The organism is Microbacterium sp. Mcb102 (genome assembly GCF_024519805.1).
Taxonomy (GTDB): Bacteria; Actinomycetota; Actinomycetes; order Actinomycetales; family Microbacteriaceae; genus Microbacterium.
Map to the genome: position 1 here is coordinate 287,068 of NZ_JALJRG010000004.1, position 16,781 is coordinate 303,848.

19 protein-coding genes are annotated in these 16,781 nt (G+C 68.9%); 9 read left to right on the top strand and 10 right to left on the bottom strand.

Annotation, left to right across the window (positions count from 1 at the left end; translation table 11 throughout):
* Position 1: 1 nt before the first annotated feature.
* Entirely contained in the window at positions 2-1,030 is a 1,029-nt protein-coding gene (locus tag OC372_RS12735; protein ID WP_105711115.1) for a DUF917 family protein, read from the top strand.
* Positions 1,027-2,541: a PucR family transcriptional regulator gene (locus OC372_RS12740; protein ID WP_262002288.1), complete on the top strand. Its 1,515-nt coding sequence runs from the start codon at positions 1,027-1,029 to the stop codon at positions 2,539-2,541. The genes OC372_RS12735 and OC372_RS12740 overlap by 4 nt, the downstream gene beginning before the upstream one ends.
* An 11-nt stretch (positions 2,542-2,552) precedes the next feature.
* Here OC372_RS12740 and OC372_RS12745 read toward each other — a convergent pair whose 3' ends face one another.
* The 3 genes from OC372_RS12745 to OC372_RS12755 form a co-directional block, all read right to left on the bottom strand.
* Positions 2,553-2,966 carry a VOC family protein gene (locus OC372_RS12745; RefSeq protein WP_262002289.1) on the bottom strand — a complete coding sequence of 138 codons (414 nt, stop codon included), beginning with the start codon at positions 2,964-2,966 and terminating at the stop codon, positions 2,553-2,555.
* Between the two features lie 100 nt (positions 2,967-3,066).
* Positions 3,067-3,333 (bottom strand): glutaredoxin domain-containing protein, encoded by a 267-nt coding sequence (locus OC372_RS12750; RefSeq protein ID WP_105711117.1) that lies wholly within the window; start codon positions 3,331-3,333, stop codon positions 3,067-3,069.
* Positions 3,334-3,402: 69 nt separating this feature from the next.
* On the bottom strand, positions 3,403-4,140 hold the full coding sequence (locus tag OC372_RS12755; protein WP_262002290.1) for an SDR family oxidoreductase: 738 nt from the start codon (positions 4,138-4,140) through the stop codon (positions 3,403-3,405).
* A 152-nt stretch (positions 4,141-4,292) separates the two neighbouring features.
* Between OC372_RS12755 and OC372_RS12760 the strand changes: the two genes are divergently transcribed.
* The 3 genes from OC372_RS12760 (at position 4,293) to OC372_RS12770 (ending at position 8,039) form a co-directional block, all read left to right on the top strand.
* Positions 4,293-5,114, top strand: coding sequence for a MerR family transcriptional regulator (locus OC372_RS12760; RefSeq protein WP_181156296.1), 822 nt, complete (start codon positions 4,293-4,295; stop codon positions 5,112-5,114).
* Between the two features lie 68 nt (positions 5,115-5,182).
* Entirely contained in the window at positions 5,183-6,523 is a 1,341-nt protein-coding gene (locus OC372_RS12765) for a M20/M25/M40 family metallo-hydrolase (protein WP_262002291.1), read from the top strand.
* Between the two features lie 55 nt (positions 6,524-6,578).
* Positions 6,579-8,039, top strand: coding sequence for an MFS transporter (locus OC372_RS12770; protein ID WP_262002292.1), 1,461 nt, complete (start codon positions 6,579-6,581; stop codon positions 8,037-8,039).
* 12 nt (positions 8,040-8,051) lie between these two features.
* Here OC372_RS12770 and OC372_RS12775 read toward each other — a convergent pair whose 3' ends face one another.
* The 5 genes from OC372_RS12775 to OC372_RS12795 all read right to left on the bottom strand — a co-directional run bounded on the left by OC372_RS12775 (position 8,052) and on the right by OC372_RS12795 (position 11,620).
* The gene (locus tag OC372_RS12775; RefSeq protein ID WP_262002293.1) at positions 8,052-8,297 is read right to left on the bottom strand and encodes a hypothetical protein; all 246 of its coding nucleotides are present in this window, start codon (positions 8,295-8,297) and stop codon (positions 8,052-8,054) included.
* Positions 8,298-8,492: 195 nt separating this feature from the next.
* Positions 8,493-9,662 (bottom strand): RtcB family protein, encoded by a 1,170-nt coding sequence (locus tag OC372_RS12780; protein ID WP_262002294.1) that lies wholly within the window; start codon positions 9,660-9,662, stop codon positions 8,493-8,495.
* A gap of 275 nt (positions 9,663-9,937) precedes the next feature.
* Entirely contained in the window at positions 9,938-10,342 is a 405-nt protein-coding gene (locus OC372_RS12785) for a VOC family protein (protein ID WP_105711122.1), read from the bottom strand.
* A 32-nt stretch (positions 10,343-10,374) separates the two neighbouring features.
* A complete protein-coding gene (locus OC372_RS12790) occupies positions 10,375-10,761 on the bottom strand; it encodes an MmcQ/YjbR family DNA-binding protein (RefSeq protein WP_105711123.1) in 387 nt (128 codons plus the stop codon).
* Positions 10,762-10,852: 91 nt separating this feature from the next.
* Complete coding sequence (locus OC372_RS12795) at positions 10,853-11,620, bottom strand: siderophore-interacting protein (protein WP_091035461.1); 768 nt, start codon at positions 11,618-11,620, stop codon at positions 10,853-10,855.
* A gap of 100 nt (positions 11,621-11,720) precedes the next feature.
* Here OC372_RS12795 and OC372_RS12800 point away from each other — a divergent pair, with 100 nt between their 5' ends.
* Genes OC372_RS12800 through OC372_RS12815 form a run of 4 tightly spaced genes read left to right on the top strand, consistent with a single transcriptional unit; the run spans position 11,721 to position 15,536 of the window.
* Positions 11,721-12,713, top strand: coding sequence for a siderophore ABC transporter substrate-binding protein (locus OC372_RS12800; protein ID WP_105711124.1), 993 nt, complete (start codon positions 11,721-11,723; stop codon positions 12,711-12,713).
* Positions 12,714-12,761: 48 nt separating this feature from the next.
* On the top strand, positions 12,762-13,748 hold the full coding sequence (locus OC372_RS12805) for an ABC transporter permease (RefSeq protein WP_105711125.1): 987 nt from the start codon (positions 12,762-12,764) through the stop codon (positions 13,746-13,748).
* Positions 13,741-14,784, top strand: a complete 1,044-nt coding sequence (locus OC372_RS12810) for an iron chelate uptake ABC transporter family permease subunit (RefSeq protein ID WP_258134185.1) — start codon at positions 13,741-13,743, stop codon at positions 14,782-14,784. Before OC372_RS12805 ends, OC372_RS12810 begins: the two co-directional genes overlap by 8 nt.
* Positions 14,781-15,536 carry an ABC transporter ATP-binding protein gene (locus OC372_RS12815; RefSeq protein WP_105711127.1) on the top strand — a complete coding sequence of 252 codons (756 nt, stop codon included), beginning with the start codon at positions 14,781-14,783 and terminating at the stop codon, positions 15,534-15,536. The genes OC372_RS12810 and OC372_RS12815 overlap by 4 nt, the downstream gene beginning before the upstream one ends.
* A gap of 24 nt (positions 15,537-15,560) precedes the next feature.
* Here OC372_RS12815 and OC372_RS12820 read toward each other — a convergent pair whose 3' ends face one another.
* Together OC372_RS12820 and OC372_RS12825 are read right to left on the bottom strand one after the other, a co-directional pair.
* Positions 15,561-15,758 (bottom strand): hypothetical protein, encoded by a 198-nt coding sequence (locus OC372_RS12820; protein WP_105711128.1) that lies wholly within the window; start codon positions 15,756-15,758, stop codon positions 15,561-15,563.
* A gap of 23 nt (positions 15,759-15,781) precedes the next feature.
* Positions 15,782-16,741: a DNA-3-methyladenine glycosylase family protein gene (locus OC372_RS12825; protein ID WP_105711129.1), complete on the bottom strand. Its 960-nt coding sequence runs from the start codon at positions 16,739-16,741 to the stop codon at positions 15,782-15,784.
* Positions 16,742-16,781: the final 40 nt, after the last annotated feature.

Here is a 16,781-nt window from a genome sequence, read left to right on the forward strand (position 1 = left end):
CATGATGCTGCAGCGCGACGACCTCACGGCGCTCGCCCGCGGCTATGCGCTGCTCGGCTCGGGCGGCGGCGGCTCGACCACCATGCTCGAACTCATGCTCGCGCGGGCGACGGACTGGCCCATCGAGGTCTCCCCGGTCTCCTCGCTCGACCCCGCCACGCCCTGTCTCGGGGTCGCGTTCGTGGGGTCGACGATGCTGCTCGGGGAGCGGCTTCCGGGGGAGGAGCCGTTCGCCCGCCTCCTCGACGCGGTCGAGCGCTGGGTCGGGCATCCGGTTCCCGCAGTCTGCTCGCTCGAAGGCGGGGGGATGAACGGGCTCGCACCACTGACGCTCGCCGGATCGCACGTCGTGCTCGACGCGGACTGCACCGGCCGCGCCGTGCCGGGGCTGGACCAGATGTCGCTCTTCGTCGACAGCGTGCCGGGGCTCGTCTTCGCCTGCGACACGGGTGCCGACGGAGTCGCGCTCGTCGAGGCGCATCGGGCCATCGACGCCGAGCGCGTCGTGCGATCGGCGATCATCCAGGCCGGCGGTGTCGGCTGTGCGGTGCTCGGCGGCTTCACCGTCGGCGATCTGCGGGAGCACGCGATCGGAGGCCACCTCGCGTACGCGCTCGAGCTCGGCAGGGCCTACCTCGCCGCCGCCGCTGCTCCGCTTCCCCTCCTCGCCGACGCTCTGGGGGCCGAGCTGCTCGCCGAAGGACGTATCGTCTCGGTCGCGCCCTCGCTCCAGGACCCGCACGTGAACGCGGTCGAGATCAGCGGTCTCGGCGGCGCGGTGCACCGCGTGGTCACCCGATCCGAGGCGCTGGCCGTGCTCACCGACGGACTCCTCGTCGCCTCGGCCCCCACCATCATCGTGATCGTCGATGCGGTGTCCCGGGAGATCCTCGAGGTCACCGAGCTGGGTCTCGCCCGGAACGTGGCGGTCTTCGCCGTCCCCGCGCCCGAGTGGTGGAACGCGCGGCCCGACCGGCGGTCCCAGGTGGTGCCGTCGGCGTACGGTCTCGACGATCTGGACGCAGCGTGATCGAGCGGCTGCGGTTGAGCGCATTGCTCGCCCATGCGGAGAACGGCGGGCTGCGGCGAATCGCCGGCCCTGCGGATACCGCCTGGGAGGCGGTCGCCGTCGGAGCGGGGGAGGCGGAGCTGACGGACAGCGGTGCGGACCGCCTGGCGATCGTCACCTCGACGGCCCCGAGCGCGACCTGGCAGCAGGACGCGCTGCTGCGACGACTGCGGGACCGCGGTTTCACGGGACTCGCCCTCCCCGGCGCGGCCGGCTTCGATGCGGGCGCGTTCCGGCTCGCCGACCGCATCGGCCTGTGTCTGCTCGACGTCGAGCGCCCTGTGCAGCTCGCGAAGGCCTGCTGGATGCTGCTCGAGGCCCGTGACGCGCTGACGCTCAGCCAGGTGCGCAAGGTCGCCCAGTCCTTCGAGTACGCCGCCGACGACCTCGCCGACCTGCTGGGGCACATCGCGGCGAACCTCGGTGTCGGGGCCGCATTGATCGACTCGTCCGGGGTTCTCCAGGAGGCAGGGGCCCACCTCGACGAACACCTGCACGCCGCGATCGGCTTCGATTCCTGGCTCGATCAGGCGAAGGCCGGCGACTCCGCGGCGGCTTCGGTGCGCGTCGACAGTCCAGGGCGCAGCGGCCTGCGGCTCGTGCTCTTCGGTCGCGAGCTCGGAGAGGCGCAGGTGCAGTCGCTCTCGGTCGCGGCAGAGATCGCGATGCCGGCAGTCGCGGCGCGCATCCTGATCGACGAGGTGGCGGCGGTGAACGACGTCGCCGTGTCGTCAGGTCTGCTTCGGGACTTCGTCGACCTGCACGGGGCCGCCGATGCCGACGTCGAGCGTCGCATGGCGGAGCGCGGCTGGCGCACGGGCGGGCACCACATCGGCTTCCGTGTGGTGGCGAGGGGACGACTCGATTCCTTCTCGCTGCTGCGTTCGGTGAGCGCCGGTCTCTCCGCGATCGACGGCGAGGCGCATGCGACCACGGCGGGCCGCGGACTCAGCGGATGGCTGTCGTTCCCGGAAGCCCCGCATCCGGATCGGGTGGAGCGCGCCGTCGCCTCACTGCGGGAACTCCACCTCGCCGTGCTGCGCGATTTCGCGGTGGCGACCGGTGTCGGGTCGCTGCAGGCCGGGGCGGAAGGTCTGGCCACGACCCTGGACGAGGCCGGCGACGCGGCGCGCATCGCCGCATCGCGATCCGCGACCGGGTGGTTCGTGCGTGTCGACAGCCTCGGCCTGGAGCAGCTGCTGCTCGCCTGGACCGGGAACGACACCTTCGTCCCGGCGGCGGAATCGCTGTTGGCGCCGTTGCGCGACGGCGGTGGGGAGCTGCTCACCACGCTCTCCGCCTACCTCGATCACGAGTCCGGCATCGCGGCGACGGCGAGTGCGCTCGGCCTGCACCGCAACACGGTCATGGTCCGGATCCGGCGCGTGCAGGAACTCCTCGGTATTGACATGACCGATCCCGAGGCGCGGCTGGCCCTGCACCTCGCGTGTCGCGCCGTGCAGCCGCGCTGAGCGGTGCCCGCTCACTCCTCCGGATCGCCGTGCAGCATCCACGGGATGCCGAAGCGGTCGACGAGCATCCCGAAGAGGCCGCCCCACGGCGGCACGTCCAGGGGCATCGTGATCGTGGCCCCGTCGGCCAGCTTCTCCCACACCGCACGGGTCGCGTCCTGCGAGTTGCCGCTGAGCGAGACCGAGAAGCCCTGCGGCTTCTCGTAGGGCATGCCGTCGGGAGAATCGGATGCCATGAGGACGAGTCCACCGGGTGCATCGAGCTGGGCATGCATGACGAGATCCTTCTGGCTCGAATCCTGCACCATGTCGGGGAACTCTCCGAAGGTGTTGATCACGAGCTCACCGCCGAGCACCCCCTGATAGAACTCCATCGCCTCGCGGGCTTCGATGCGGAACGAGAGATACGGGTTGAGGGCAGGCATGAGGACTCCAGGAGGTGAGAGGTGAGACTACGGCACCGCTGACGCTCAGTCTGCGCCCCGGGCCCTGCCTCCGCAAGAGATCCGACGCGGACGGGCGGGCTCAGGCCGGGAGAGCCTTGACCGCTGCGGTGAGCACCTGCGGAACCGTCGGCACCCCCGTGGCTCGGAACACCTCGACTCCCGATGCGTCGCGGATGATCACGGTCGGCGTGTGGTCGATGTCGAGTGCCTCCGCGGCGTCCGGATCCTGAGCGACATCGATCTCGGTCACCGTCGCATCCGGCAGGAATCGAGCGGCGTCGGCCAACACCGACCGAGTGCGTGCGCAGGCGCCGCAGAACGACGATGACACCAGGGTCAGCTCCATCCCCGCCTCCTCGGATCCGCGATGCTTCTCCCGGATGCAACCGACGACCGTGCCGGCCTGTTCCCGGAGCTAGGACGCGAGCCACTCGTCGAACGTCTGGACACCCAGGTCCGCACCGGGGCCGGGCAGCGCATGCCCCGCGCGCATCCCCGCCATCTGGGGGCCCGGCACGTTCACAGCCGGAATCCACCCGCGGTATCCCTCGCGGCGGGCGAAGGCGCGGATCATGGTCGCGAGGCTCTCCTCGCGCGGGCCGGCGAAGTCGCGCACGCGGCCCTGCGGCTCCGCTGCGGCGAGGGCAGCGAGGCGCTCGCCCACTTCGGCGGCAGCCACGGGCTGCGTCCGCGCGTTCGGGGCGAGGTGCAGCGGCCCCACCTTCGCGTTCTCGAACATCTGGCCCGCGAACTCATGGAACTGCGTCGCGCGGAGGATCGTCCACGGCACGCGTGAGGCCTCGACGACCTTCTCCTGCGCGACCTTTCCCGCGTAGTAGTCGTAGGGGATGCGATCGATCCCGACGATCGACAGCAGCACGGCGTGCGAAACCCCTGCATCCGCTGCCGCCGACAGCAGGTTCCCGGTCGCGGCGGTGAAGAACTCGATCGCCGCGCTCGCCTTGAGCGTCTGGATGCTCGCCACGTCGATCACCGCGTCCGCACCGGCCAGGGCAGCATCCAGGCCCTGCCCGGTCACCAGGTCGACTCCCTGCGACCGGCTGAGAACGACCGCCTCATGTCCTGCGGCCCGCACCGCCTCCACGGTGTGCCGGCCTACGGTCCCGGTTCCTCCTGCGACGGCGATTCTCATGCGTGCTCCTTCGTCTTCTCGGTACATCCTTCTCCATGGCTGACCGGACAGGTGCGCGAAATGTGAGACATCGGCGGAAATTGCTCGCTACGATTCCCCGGAGCGGGTGACCGCTTGACCTTGTCCCGAGGGCATAGAGCATCGTGAACCCTGTGAGCCACTCCATCGACCTCCTCAGCATCGGTCCCTTCTCCGAGGCCGCTCTGCTCTCGCCGAAGGCCCTGCGCCTCTACGAGAAGCGCGGGCTCCTGGTGCCGCATGCGGTGGACCCGGACAACGGGTACCGCTTCTATCGGATCGAGCAGGCGAGGACGGGACGGCTCATCTCCCTGCTGCGGACGGCGGGCATGAGCCTCGATGCGATCCAGGAGGTGATCGCGCTGCCCGACCGCGACGCGGTCGCGGCTCTGGATGCATTCCGGGATCAGGTCCGAACGTCCGCAGCCTCGACCGCCACGCTCCTCGATCAGGCGCGTGGCCATTTCAGAGGATCACCGATGAACACGAAGTCCCTCACGACCGACATCCGCCCCGAGCAGGCGGTGCTCAGCCTGCTCGTCACGACGTACGTCGGCGAGCTCGACGAACGCATCCGCGAGGCGCACGAGCGGTTGAGTGCACTGGCGGCCGAGCGCGGTCTCACCGTCCCCTCCGACGCGTTCGGCATCTTCCACGCCCCGATCACCGCCGACAGCGACGGCCCCATCGAGGTGTGCCTTCCGGTCGACCGCGTCATCCGGGACACCCCGGAGGGCATCCGGAGCCATCGACTCGGCGGCGGTGCGGCCGTCGCCGTCACGGTCGAAGGCGACGACACGGCGTTCCCCGCGATCCTCGCCGCCTACGATCGCGGCTGCGAGTGGATCGACGAGCAGAAGGCGACCAGGGTGGGGCCGCCGCGGGAGATCTGGCATGTGCTTCCGTGGGACGAGACGCGTCCGGCGCGCATGACGGTGCTCTGGCACTACGCGTAAGCGACGCCGGGCGGCACTGTGTCCGGGTGGATGCAGGCGGAGCCGGGGCGCTCGGTACGATGGCGACTGTGACCACATCGACCGTGCGCCCCGGCATCGCCGAGCGGCTTTCGCAGATGATCCGGATCCCGACGGTCTCGGCTGAGCTCGACGAGCGCGGTGCCGCGCCGTTCGAGGAGTTCGTCGCACTGATCGCCGAGCTCTATCCCCTGACGCACGCGAAGCTGCGCCTCGAACGGCACACCGACTTCGGGCTGCTGTTCCACTGGGAGGGCACGGGCGCGGCATCGGGTGGACCGGTCGTGCTGATGGCGCACTACGACGTCGTCCCGGTCGATGAGAGCGACGCCTGGACCCATCCGCCCTTCGACGGCGTGATCGCCGACGGTTCGGTGTTCGGCCGCGGCGCCTTGGACGACAAGGGTCCGCTCATCGTCGTGCTCGAAGCGGTCGAGAATCTGCTCGCCGACGGATTCGTTCCGCCCCGCGACGTGTATCTCTCGTTCGGCGGCAACGAGGAGACCTACGGGAAGGCGGCGGAGGAGATCGCCCGGGTCCTGCGCGAACGCGGCGTCGTGCCCTGGCTCGTGGTCGATGAGGGCGGTGCCGTCGTCGACGCGCCTCTGCCGTTCGTCCCCGGTCGGGCGGCGATGATCGGCGTCGGCGAGAAGGGCGTGATGACGCTCCGGTTGTCGGCGCGCGGCGAGGGCGGTCATGCCTCGGCTCCGCCGTCACTCACCGCTGTGCGACGCATCGGGAGGGCCGTCGACCGTCTCGGACCCGCCACCTTCCGCCCTCGCGCCTCGAAAGCGGTTCTGCGGATGCTGTCGCAGCTGGCGGCGCAGACGCCGGGGCCGGCCCGCCACCTGCTGCGGTTGCTCGGATCGGCGCCGCTGCTGACCGGGCAGGTGTTCGCGGCGCTCGGCGGTGAACCGGCGGCACTCGTGCGCACGACCGTCGCCCCGACGATGCAGTCCGGAGGGACTGCGGCCAACGTGCTGCCCTCGCAGGCGTCCGCGACCGTCAACCTCCGCATCGCGCTGGGGGAGACGACGCAGCAGACCGTGTTCCGGGTGCGCCGCCGCATCCGCGATCCGCTCGTGTCCGTCGAGGTGGTCGAGGCCAGCGAGCCCTCGCCGGAATCGCCCACCGACAACGCGCAGTTCGCGCTGCTTGCGGCCGCGCTCGAGGTCTCGCATCCCGGGGTGCCCGCGGTGCCCTACGTGATGATGGCCGCCACCGACTCCCGGCACTTCCACCGCTTCTCGCCGGCGGTCTACCGCTTCGCTCCGTTGGACATGTCGAACGCGCAGCGCGCCTCGATCCACGGCGTCGACGAGAGCGTCGAGATCGCGGCGCTGGAGCGCGGAGAGCGATTCCATCGCGCGCTTCTCGAACGGCTAGGGTGATCTCACCCTCCTCCCGCCTCGAGTGGGAGTACCCGAACAAGAAGCAGGAGACGCGATGACGCGCACCCGCACTCTGGGCACCCTCGCCGTCGTCGTCGGCTTCCTCGCGTTCGTGGAGTTCACGAGTGGTGTGCTGCAGGGCTACTACACGCCCATGCTCAGCGACATCGCCCGGCACCTCGGCATCCACGACGCCGACGTGAACTGGCTCGAGGGCGCGCAGCTCATGCTGTCGGCGCTCGTCGTCCCGGCGTTCGCGAAGCTCGGCGACATGGTCGGCCACAAGCGGATGCTGCTGATCTCGACGGCCGTCACCGCGGCGGCGGCTCTGGTGCTGCCGTTCACGGACTCCTTCGGCGTGTTCCTCGCGGCCTGGGCGCTCATGGGTTTCTACGTCGTCTGGCTCCCGCTCGAGATCGCCCTGATCTGGTCACGGTCGCGTCGCATGGAAGGACGCTCCTCGATCACGGCCAAGGCGGCCGGCCTCCTGGTCGCGGCCCTCGAAGGTGGTGCGATCATCGGCGCTCTCGTGGGCGGCGCGCTGATCGACGTCCTGCCCCTCACGGTCGTCCTCCTGGTTCCGGCTGTGCTCATCGTGGTGTGCTTCTTCGTGATCCTGTTCGGGGTCAAGGAATCTCCCGAGCCGACCGGCGGCATCTTCGACACGGTCGGCCTCGTGCTGATCTCCCTGGCCCTCGTCTGTTTCACCGGCGGACTCAGCCTGCTCCGCCTCGAGGGCGGTCTCGTGAATCCGTGGTCCTGGGCCGTGGTCGTCTTCGGTGTGCTGCTGGTGATCCCGTTCGTGCTCTGGGAGCTGCGCTGCGACGACCCGCTCATCGACGTGCGCATGTTCCGCTCACCCGCGCTCGGACCGGTGTTCCTCACCGCAGGGCTCTTCGGAGTCAGCGTGCTCGGTGCTCAGGCGCCGCTGTCGACGTTCGCGCGGACCGATCCGTCGGTCTACGGTTACGGTCTCGGCACGAGCGGGTTCGCGACCTCGCTCATCATCGGCGTGTACCTCGTGGCGATGATCGCGGGTGCGCTCCTGTTCCCGACCATCGCACGATGGGCGACTCCACGGGTCACGCTGATGGGCGCTTCGGTGCTGGTGGGGCTCGGCTTCCTGTTGTTCCTGCCGTTCCATGACACCTATGGTCAGGTCATCACGAACATGGTCGTCGTGGGCCTCGGTTCCGGCGCGCTGGTCGCCGCTCTTCCCGCTGCCGCCGCATCGGCCGCGCCCGCCACGCAGACCGGTGTCGCGACGGGGCTCACCAACTCGGTGAAGACCGTGGGCGGGGCGATCGCCTCGTGCGTTTTCGGCATCGCGCTGCTGCACGGTGTCGCCACGACCGCCGGCGCGACCGAGGGGACGGCCGGTTCGCTGGCGGGGTACTTCACCGTCTGGATCGTCTGCGGTGTCACCGCACTTGTCGCAGCCGTCATCCTCGTATTCGTGCCGAAGGCCGCGTTCACCGACCGGTCCGTCGACGCGGAGGTCGCCCCGGTCGTCTGACGTCGGTTCTGATCATTCCCGATCGAGACCGAACGTCCGCTTCACGATGGCCTGCACGTCGCCGTCGACACCGTCGATGCGCGTGTTGACGGCGTCGAACCGCGCGTCCACGGCGTCGAAGCGGGCATTCATCTCGTTGCGGAGCCCGCCGATCTCACTGCGGACGACATGGATGAACAGGGTCGAGACCACGGTGAGGGTGCTGAACATCAGCGCGCTGAACGCTCCGATCAGGGTCCAGATCTGCGCGTCATTCATGAATCCCACCCCGTCATCGTCGCATCGATTCGGCAAGCTTGCCAGGCCGCGGGCAGCGAAGATATCGGTGACCCGGGAGGTGGGGACAAGACGTTTCGAGCGTGCCCGGGGAGGAGTAGTCGAGCCGCTCTGACGAGGGCGACGAGGATGCGGCCGGAGCCGGGCAGCGGGCTCCCCGCCGCCCGGCTCCTTTTCTCAATCGCCCTTCACGTTGACGAGCTGCCGCAGCGTGTGCCGGATCGACACCAGGCTCGCGGCATCCGCCATCACCCGATCGATCGGCTTGTACGCCTGCGGGATCTCATCGACGAAGGCGTCCGTGTCGCGGAACTCGATGCCCGTCATCGCCTCCCGCAGCTGGTCGTGCGTGAACGTCCGCCTCGCGGCCGACCGGGAGTACTCCCGACCCGCGCCGTGCGGCGAGGAGTTCAGCGACTGCGGGTCGCCGAGCCCCTCGACCACGTAGGAGGCAGTGCCCATCGATCCGGGGATGAGCCCCGGCCGACCGGCGTCCGCCTGGATCGCGCCCTTCCGCGACACCCACACCTGCTTGCCGTAATGCTTCTCCGACTCGGTGAAGTTGTGGTGGCAGTTGATGCGCTCCTGCTCGTCGACCGCGGTGCCGAGGAACTCGGACACTTGCCGGATGACCCGGTCCATCATCTCCTCCCGGTTCAGCAGGGCGAAGTGCTGTGCCCACCGCAGCTCCCGGATGTACCGGGTGAACTCCTCGGTGCCCTCGACCAGGTACGCCAGGTCGGGGTCGGGGAGGTCGATCCACCATCGCTTCGCCAGCTTCTGGGCCACCGAGATGTGGTGCCCGGCGATCCTGTTGCCGACGCCTCGGGAGCCCGAGTGCAGGAACAGCCACACCCGGTCGAGCTCGTCGACCGACACCTCGATGAAGTGGTTGCCCGAACCGAGCGTGCCCAGCTGCAGGCGCCAGTTGCCGGCGTAGCTCGCGGGGTCGAAGCCGTTGTTCTCGGCGAGCTGCTCGAGCTCGGCGATGCGCGGCTCGGCGGTCGCGACGACCTTGCGGTTGTATCGGCCGGCCGACAGCGGGATGGCGCGTTCGATCTGCTCCCGAAGCTCGGCGAGGTCACGACCTTCCAGTTCGCTCCTCGTGAACTGGGTGCGGACGGCGATCATGCCGCAGCCGATGTCGACGCCGACGGCTGCGGGGATGATCGCGCCGAGCGTCGGGATGACCGAGCCGACCGTCGCCCCCTTGCCGAGGTGCGCATCCGGCATCAGCGCCAGGTGCGGGTGGATGAACGGCATGCGGGCCGTGGTGTGCGCCTGAGCGAGTGTCTTCTCGTCGATCAGCGACGCCCACGACAGCAGCCGTGCGGAGAGCCTCTCCATGATTCCTTTCCATGTGGTGGTGGTCAGCCACAGGTCAGGGTGCTCTCCGAACGGAAAACGCCCCGGACCTGACGGTGCGGGGCGTTGCGAGAGCGGATGCTGTCACACGGCGCGCGCCGGAGGGTACGACTCGTTGCGGTCATTGCGCTTCGACTGAAGCTGCAACACCGCTCCGATGGGAAGGTTCCGCTGGGCGGTCATCCGTCGACTCCTCGGCTGGCGTGCTGGGCCGATCGGCACAGCTTTGCCACATTAGGGGGCGACACGCCCGGGAGTCAAGCCGTCTCGCGCGGCGGGTTGTACATGAATTCGATGCGGATGCCGTCGGCGTCCTCGACGAATGAGGCGTAGTAGCGCTCGGAGTAGCGGGGATACTCCTTGGGGTCACGCACGGCGGTCCAGCCCGCATCCAACGCGATCGCGTGCAGGCGTTCGACCTCGTCGCGCGTCGGAACGGCGAAGGCGATGTGCTGCCAGCCGACCTTGCCGTGCCGGTGCGGGGCGGAGTCCTCGTCCCAGGTGTACAGGATGATCTCGGTCTCTTCGCCGTTGTGCCACGAGATCGAATGGTCGTCTTCGCCGCCGCTCTGATAGCCCAGGGCGGTGAGGACCGGATGGAACTGCGCTCGGCCGCGCTCGAGGTCGTCGACGGTGATGCCCAGATGATCCAGAAGTGCCATGCGGCCCAGTCTTCCAGAAACGCCCCACGGCGTCAGGGAGCGATCTTCCCGAATGTGGCGGGGTCGACGGGCCGTTGGCGACGAGGGAGGTTCTCCACGACGAGGAGGTACGACTCGGTCACCAGCTCCCGGACGAGGTCCTGGGGCAGCTTGCCGCCGGGGCGGAGCGAGATCCAGTGCTTCTTGTTCATGTGATAGCCGGGGATGATGTCATCGAACTGGCGGCGGAGCGCGTCGCCGTCTTCGGGCGCCGCCTTGAGGGTCACCATGGCCTCGCCCGTGGCCGATGTGAGCAGCATGAACACCTTGTCGCGCACCTTGAACACGTCCCATTCGGGCCCGAAAGGATGCTCGAGTCGAGCCCCCGGCAGTTCCTCGGCGCGGTCGCGCGCACACTGCTGCAGGCGGTCACCTTTCATGAGCACTCCTCTTCCGAAACGGTGCCAAACGACCGTACGCACCACCGTACGGCCTCCCACCGACAGTGGAGGCCACGGAGCCGGAACGGGCTCAGTGCGGTGCGTGGTACTCCGCTTCGCCGCGCTTCCAGTAGCCCTTCACAACGGCGTTCGCGGTGTCGACGCCCCACCGGCCGAGGAGTGCCCGACCCGGCTTGACGATCGACTGCTCGGCGGCGATGAAGACGAACGGGTCGGAGCCCACGGCATCTTCGGCGGTCAGGCGCTCGAGGAAGGCGATGAGCGCGGAGCCGGAAGGAGCATCGCCGCGGTGCAGCCACTCGACCTCGACCGGCGCTTCGATGTCGAACTCGCGGCCCTGATTGACGGTTTCCACCACGATGCGTGCCGGGGTTCCCTCGGGGATCAGCGCGGCAAAGCGGCGGATCGCGGGGATCGCCGTCTCGTCGCCGACGAGCAGCCATCCACCGGGCTCGCCGACCAGCACGGCCGACCCGCGGGGGCCACCGACGCCGATGGATGAACCGAGCGGCGCGGTCGCCGCCCACGGCGCCGCGACACCCTGATCGCCGTGCACGGCGAACTCGACGTCGAGCCAGTCGTCGCCCCAGTCCAGCGGCGTGTACTCACGGCTCGGAGACGCGCGCAGCTCCTCGACGGAGCCGACCGGCCCTGCCGGGAAGAACAGCCGCATGTGGTCGTCGGAACCCAGCGACTCGAAGCCGGCGAGGTCGGAGCCGGTGAGTCGCACCCGCACGAAGTCCGGAGCCAGCCATTCGCGGGCGCTCAGAGTCACGGTGCGGAAGCGCAGCTCGAGGCCGCGACGCTCGATCGAGAAGCCGGATTTCGTATCGCTCATGAAGTAAGGCTAACCTAAATATGTCGAGGGAAGGGCACCCTAACCTCGACCTCCCAGCGCCACCGTGTGCGCACAGATCCCGCAGAACAGGAGTCTCTCCATGTCCGTGCCCAGAACCCTCACCGCCACGAGCGTCGCGCTCGTCGGCCTCCTCGCCCTCGCCGGCTGCGCTTCCGGCAGCACGGCGGAACCTGCGAAGGACGAACCTGCGGCGGCATCCGTCACGATCGAGGACAACACCGGCACGCACGAGATCGCGACCCCTCCGGCCTCCGTCGTCGCCCTCGACAACCGCACTTTCCAGACGCTCTCCGACTGGGGAGTCGAGCTCTCGGCCGGCGCCGTCGCGCTCATGCCCGAGACCGTGTCGTACGTGAAGGACGACGGCATCGTCGACATCGGACTGCACAGCGAACCCGACCTCGAGGCCGTCGTCGCGGTCGAACCCGACCTCATCATCAGCGGTCAGCGCTTCACCCAGCACAACGCGGCCATCGCCGATCTCGTGCCCGAAGCCACGATCATCGACCTCGAGCCGCGTGAAGGCGAGCCCTTCGACGAGGAGCTCAAGCGCCAGGTCACCGCGCTGGGCGAGATCTTCGGCAAGCAGGACGAGGCGCAGAAGCTGGTGGATGACTTCGACGCCGCCGTCGAGCGCGCCCAGGCCGCCTACGATGACGCCGACACCGTCATGGCTGTGAACACCTCCGGCGGTGAGATCGGGTACCTCGCCCCGACCGTCGGCCGCTCGCTCGGCCCGATCTACGACATCCTCGGACTCACGCCGGCGCTCGAGGTCGAGGACGCGACCGACGATCACCAGGGCGACGACATCTCGGTCGAGGCGATCGCGGCTTCGAACCCCGACTGGATCCTCGTGCTCGACCGCGACGCCGTGTTCGCTGCGGAGACCCCCGACTACGTGCAGGCGGCCGAGATCCTGGAGAACTCCGAGGCGCTCGCCGGTGTCACGGCGGTGAAGGACGAGCAGATCGTCTACATGCCCACCGACACCTACTTGAACGAGGGAATCCAGACGTACACGACGTTCCTCGAGGACTTCGCCGACGCCCTCGAGGCCGCGAAGAACTGAGGCAACGCGGCGGCATCCGGATGATTCGGGTGCCGCCGCACCGTCATCATGGTCTCCACCGACATCACCCCGCCGCCCCGGTACACCGGGCGGCTCTTCGACGGCACGCTGCTCATCGGCGTGCTCGTCGTCGTCGTTCTCCTCGTCATCTCGCTGTTCACCGGCGTGTACGACATCGCCGGAGCCGACGACGGCGCGGAGATGTTCCAGATCACGCGCGTGCCCCGCACGATCGCCCTCGTCCTCTCGGGCGCGGCGATGGCGATGGCAGGCCTCGTGATGCAGCTGCTCACCCAGAACCGTTTCGTCGAGCCGACGACGACCGGAACCACCGAGTGGGCGGGGCTCGGACTCCTCATGGTCATGATCCTCGTCCCGCAGCCGTCGCTCCCGTTACGGATGGCGGGGGCAGTGCTCGCGGCGTTCGTCGGCACGATGGTGTTCTTCGCCTTCCTGCGCCGCGTCGCCCTCAAGTCCTCGCTCATCGTCCCGATCGTCGGCATCATGCTCGGCGCGGTCGTCGGCGCCCTGTCGACGTATCTCGCACTGGCGACCAACTCGCTGCAGATCCTGGGCGTGTGGTTCGCCGGCAGCTTCACCTCGGTGATGCGCGGCCAGTACGAGATGCTGTGGATCGTGGCGATCATCGGTGTGATCGTCTTCCTCGTCGCCGATCGGCTGACCATCGCCGGACTCGGCGAAGAGGTGGCCACGAACGTCGGCGTGAACTACAACCGGATCATCCTGCTCGGCACCGTCCTCATCGCGATCACCACGGGCGTGGTCACGGTCGTCGTCGGCAACCTGCCCTTCCTCGGACTGATCGTGCCCAACATCGTCTCGATGGTGCGCGGCGACGACCTGCGCAGCAACCTGCCCTGGGTGTGCCTGCTCGGCATCGCGATCGTCACGGTGTGCGACATCATCGGGCGCACGATCATTATGCCGTTCGAGGTACCGGTGTCGCTGATCCTCGGCGTCGTCGGGGCCGTGGTGTTCGTGCTACTTCTGCTGAGGCAGCGTCGACGTGGTTAGCGGCGTGGGGGAGCAGCTGACGACGACCCCGGCGACGCGCTCGGCCGGCTCGTTCACGACCCCGCGTGCGCGTCGGCGTTACCTGATCGTGCTGGGCATCCTCATCGTCCTGGCCGCGGGATCCGGATTCGGCCTCCTCGCGTGGGGGAACCCCATGCCCGTCGGCTCGACGGGGTTCTGGCGCATCGCCCAGCATCGCGCGATCGATGTGACGGTGATGGCGCTCGTCGCGGTCGCGCAGGCCATCGCCACCGTGAGCTTCCAGACGGTCACCAACAACCGCATCATCACGCCGTCGATCATGGGCTTCGAGTCGCTCTACCGCGTCGTGCAGACCTCGACCGTGTACCTGTTCGGGGTGGCCGGGCTCGTGGCGATCCAGGGGGTCGGCCAGTTCGCGATCCAGGTCGCGATCATGGTCGGGCTCGCGGTCGCGCTCTACGGCTGGCTGCTGTCCGGTCGATACGGGAACCTGCAGATCATGCTCCTGGTGGGCATCGTGATCGGCGGGGGGCTGGGCGCGATCGCCACGTTCATGCAGCGACTGCTCACCCCGAGCGAGTTCGACGTGCTCGCCGCCCGGCTGTTCGGCAACGTGTCCAACGCCGATCCCTCGTACCTCCCGTTGGCGATCCCGCTCGTCGTCGCGGCATCCGCACTGTTGTGGCTGCGATCCCGTCGGCTGAACCTGATGGCCTTGGGGCCGGATGCCGCGCGCTCCCTCGGCGTCGACCATCGCCGCGAGCTCTTCCTCGTGCTCTTCCTGGTGGCCGTGCTGATGGCGACCTCGACCGCGCTCGTCGGCCCGATGACGTTCCTCGGATTCCTGGTGGCGACCCTCGCGTATCAGTTCGCCGACACGCACGACCATCGGCTCATCTTCCCCGTCGCGGTGCTCACGGCCTTCACGATCCTCGCGGGCGCGTACTTCGTGATGAAGAACGTCTTCTACGCGCAGGGGATGGTGTCGATCCTGATCGAGCTCGTCGGCGGCACCGTGTTCCTCATCGTCATCCTCAGAAAGGGCCGACTGTGATCGCACTCGACGGCGTCCGCCGTGACTACAGCAGCGAGGTCGCGATCGGCCCCGTCGACCTCGAGATCCCCGCCGGTGGCATCACCGCGCTCATCGGACCGAACGGCGCCGGCAAGTCGACGCTGCTGACGATGATGGGTCGCTTGAACGGCATGGACGCCGGTGCGATCGAGATCGCCGGGCTCGACGTCGCCTCCACCAAGTCGAAGGACCTCGCGAAGGTCGTGTCGATCCTGCGGCAGGAGAACCACTTCGTCACCCGGCTCACAGTGCGGCAGCTGGTCGGCTTCGGACGCTTCCCGCACTCGAAGGGGCGGCTGACCCGGGCGGACGAGGAGATCATCAGCCAGGCGATCGACTTCCTCGATCTCGGACCGCTCGAAGGGCGCTATCTCGACGAGCTCTCCGGCGGGCAACGCCAGCGCGCCTACGTCGCGATGGTCTTAGCGCAGGACACCGAGTTCGTGCTGTTGGACGAGCCGCTGAACAACCTCGACATGCGGCACGCGGTGCAGATGATGAAACACCTGCGCCGGGCTGCGGAGGAACTCGGACGCACGATCGTCATCGTGCTGCACGACATCAACTTCGCCGGGCACTACTCCGACCACATCTGCGCCATGAAAGACGGAGCGGTGGTGGAGTTCGGGTCCCCGGCCGAGATCATGACCGACGAGGTGCTCACCCGGGTGTTCGACACCCCGGTGCGCGTCGTCGACGGTCCGTCGGGGCCGCTCGCCGTCTACTACTGAGCGGACGATACGGTGCCAGGGGCCTCAGAGCTCGATGCCGTGATCCTCGTCGTTGACGCCGGCGTTGTTGCCACGACGCGACTCGTAGCCGAGGAACCATCCCAGCCACACGATGGCGGCGAGGAGCACACCGAGCCAGACGTTCTGGAAGATCAACCCGACGACGACTCCGACGACGAGCAGGCCGACGGTGATGGAGATGCGTAGCGCAGAACGGGACATGGCCCCAGCATAGGCGGACGGAGTCAGCGACCGCGATGGTCCTCGGGGGCGAGACGGGGTCCGCGGCGCGGTTCCTGAACCCCGCTGGCGAAGATGAGACGGATGACACGCTGCCGCTGACCCGCCCAGGGCTCGAGGAGCTCGAGCATCCCGTCGTCGTCGGTGCGCTTCCCGGTGAGCGCATGTCCTACCTCGTGCGCCAGGTGGTAGTCGCCGACGCTGACGGCATCGGGATCACCCAGCGCGCGGATGCGGGTCTCCGCCGAGGTCCAGACGCCGACTCCCGGGAGGCTGGTGAGCACGCGGTCGCGGTCGGCGCCGGTCGTGGCCGCGCTCACGGCACGGGCGATGCGGTCACCGCGCTCGGCTGCGCGCACGATGGTGCGGGACTGCGGGGGCTCGACGCCGGCGCGGTGCCAGGCCCACGAGGGGATGCGGTACCACTGCTCGGCGGTCGGCGCGACGAACATCGGTCGCGGCGTGGGGCCGGGCGCACGCTCGCCGAAGCGGGAGACGAGCCAGCGCCAGGCGCCGAAGGCCTGCATGCCGGTGACTTTCTGCTCGATGATCGCGCAGGCGAGAGCATCGAACACCGCGTCGGTGCGGGCGAGCCGCAGTCCGGGGGTGCGCCGGGCGGACTCTGCGATGAGCGGATGCAGCGACGCGTCGAAGTCGCCGGGCTCGTCGTATGCGCCGCAGAGTGCGGGAACGCCCTCGAGAGCGTGCTCGGCTCCGGAACCCCAGGCCGAGCCCCTGACCTCGTTGCCGGACATGCGCAGGGCGAGTGTCGCGGGGCCGAGCGGCGTGCGCACGGCACGCCAGATGACGCCGCCGTCGACGATCATCGTCGGATCGGTGCCGCCGCGGCGGAGCATGCCGACGGTGCGTCGAAGATCGAGCGGATGCGGCGGCCGGTAGACGGTCTCCCATCGAGCATCCGCGGACGCGGCGTCGGCCGCTGCAGGGTGCTCGATCAGGGTCATGCGCCCACCCTACGCGCCGGTCCTGACACCGACCCGGGGT

Bases quoted from the DNA above. Each gene is read 5' to 3' on its own strand.
- OC372_RS12745 (WP_262002289.1), bottom strand. From the start codon at position 2,966: ATGCCTGCCCTCAACCCGTATCTCTCGTTCCGCATCGAAGCCCGCGAG.
- OC372_RS12785 (WP_105711122.1), bottom strand. From the start codon at position 10,342: ATGGCACTTCTGGATCATCTGGGCATCACCGTCGACGACCTCGAGCGC.
- OC372_RS12790 (WP_105711123.1), bottom strand. From the start codon at position 10,761: ATGAAAGGTGACCGCCTGCAGCAGTGTGCGCGCGACCGCGCCGAGGAA.
- OC372_RS12795 (WP_091035461.1), bottom strand. From the start codon at position 11,620: ATGAGCGATACGAAATCCGGCTTCTCGATCGAGCGTCGCGGCCTCGAG.
- OC372_RS12820 (WP_105711128.1), bottom strand. From the start codon at position 15,758: ATGTCCCGTTCTGCGCTACGCATCTCCATCACCGTCGGCCTGCTCGTC.
- OC372_RS12770 (WP_262002292.1), top strand. From the start codon at position 6,579: ATGACGCGCACCCGCACTCTGGGCACCCTCGCCGTCGTCGTCGGCTTC.
- OC372_RS12755 (WP_262002290.1), bottom strand. From the start codon at position 4,140: ATGAGAATCGCCGTCGCAGGAGGAACCGGGACCGTAGGCCGGCACACC.
- OC372_RS12780 (WP_262002294.1), bottom strand. From the start codon at position 9,662: ATGGAGAGGCTCTCCGCACGGCTGCTGTCGTGGGCGTCGCTGATCGAC.
- OC372_RS12800 (WP_105711124.1), top strand. From the start codon at position 11,721: ATGTCCGTGCCCAGAACCCTCACCGCCACGAGCGTCGCGCTCGTCGGC.
- OC372_RS12825 (WP_105711129.1), bottom strand. From the start codon at position 16,741: ATGACCCTGATCGAGCACCCTGCAGCGGCCGACGCCGCGTCCGCGGAT.
- OC372_RS12805 (WP_105711125.1), top strand. From the start codon at position 12,762: ATGGTCTCCACCGACATCACCCCGCCGCCCCGGTACACCGGGCGGCTC.
- OC372_RS12775 (WP_262002293.1), bottom strand. From the start codon at position 8,297: ATGAATGACGCGCAGATCTGGACCCTGATCGGAGCGTTCAGCGCGCTG.
- OC372_RS12735 (WP_105711115.1), top strand. From the start codon at position 2: ATGATGCTGCAGCGCGACGACCTCACGGCGCTCGCCCGCGGCTATGCG.
- OC372_RS12750 (WP_105711117.1), bottom strand. From the start codon at position 3,333: ATGGAGCTGACCCTGGTGTCATCGTCGTTCTGCGGCGCCTGCGCACGC.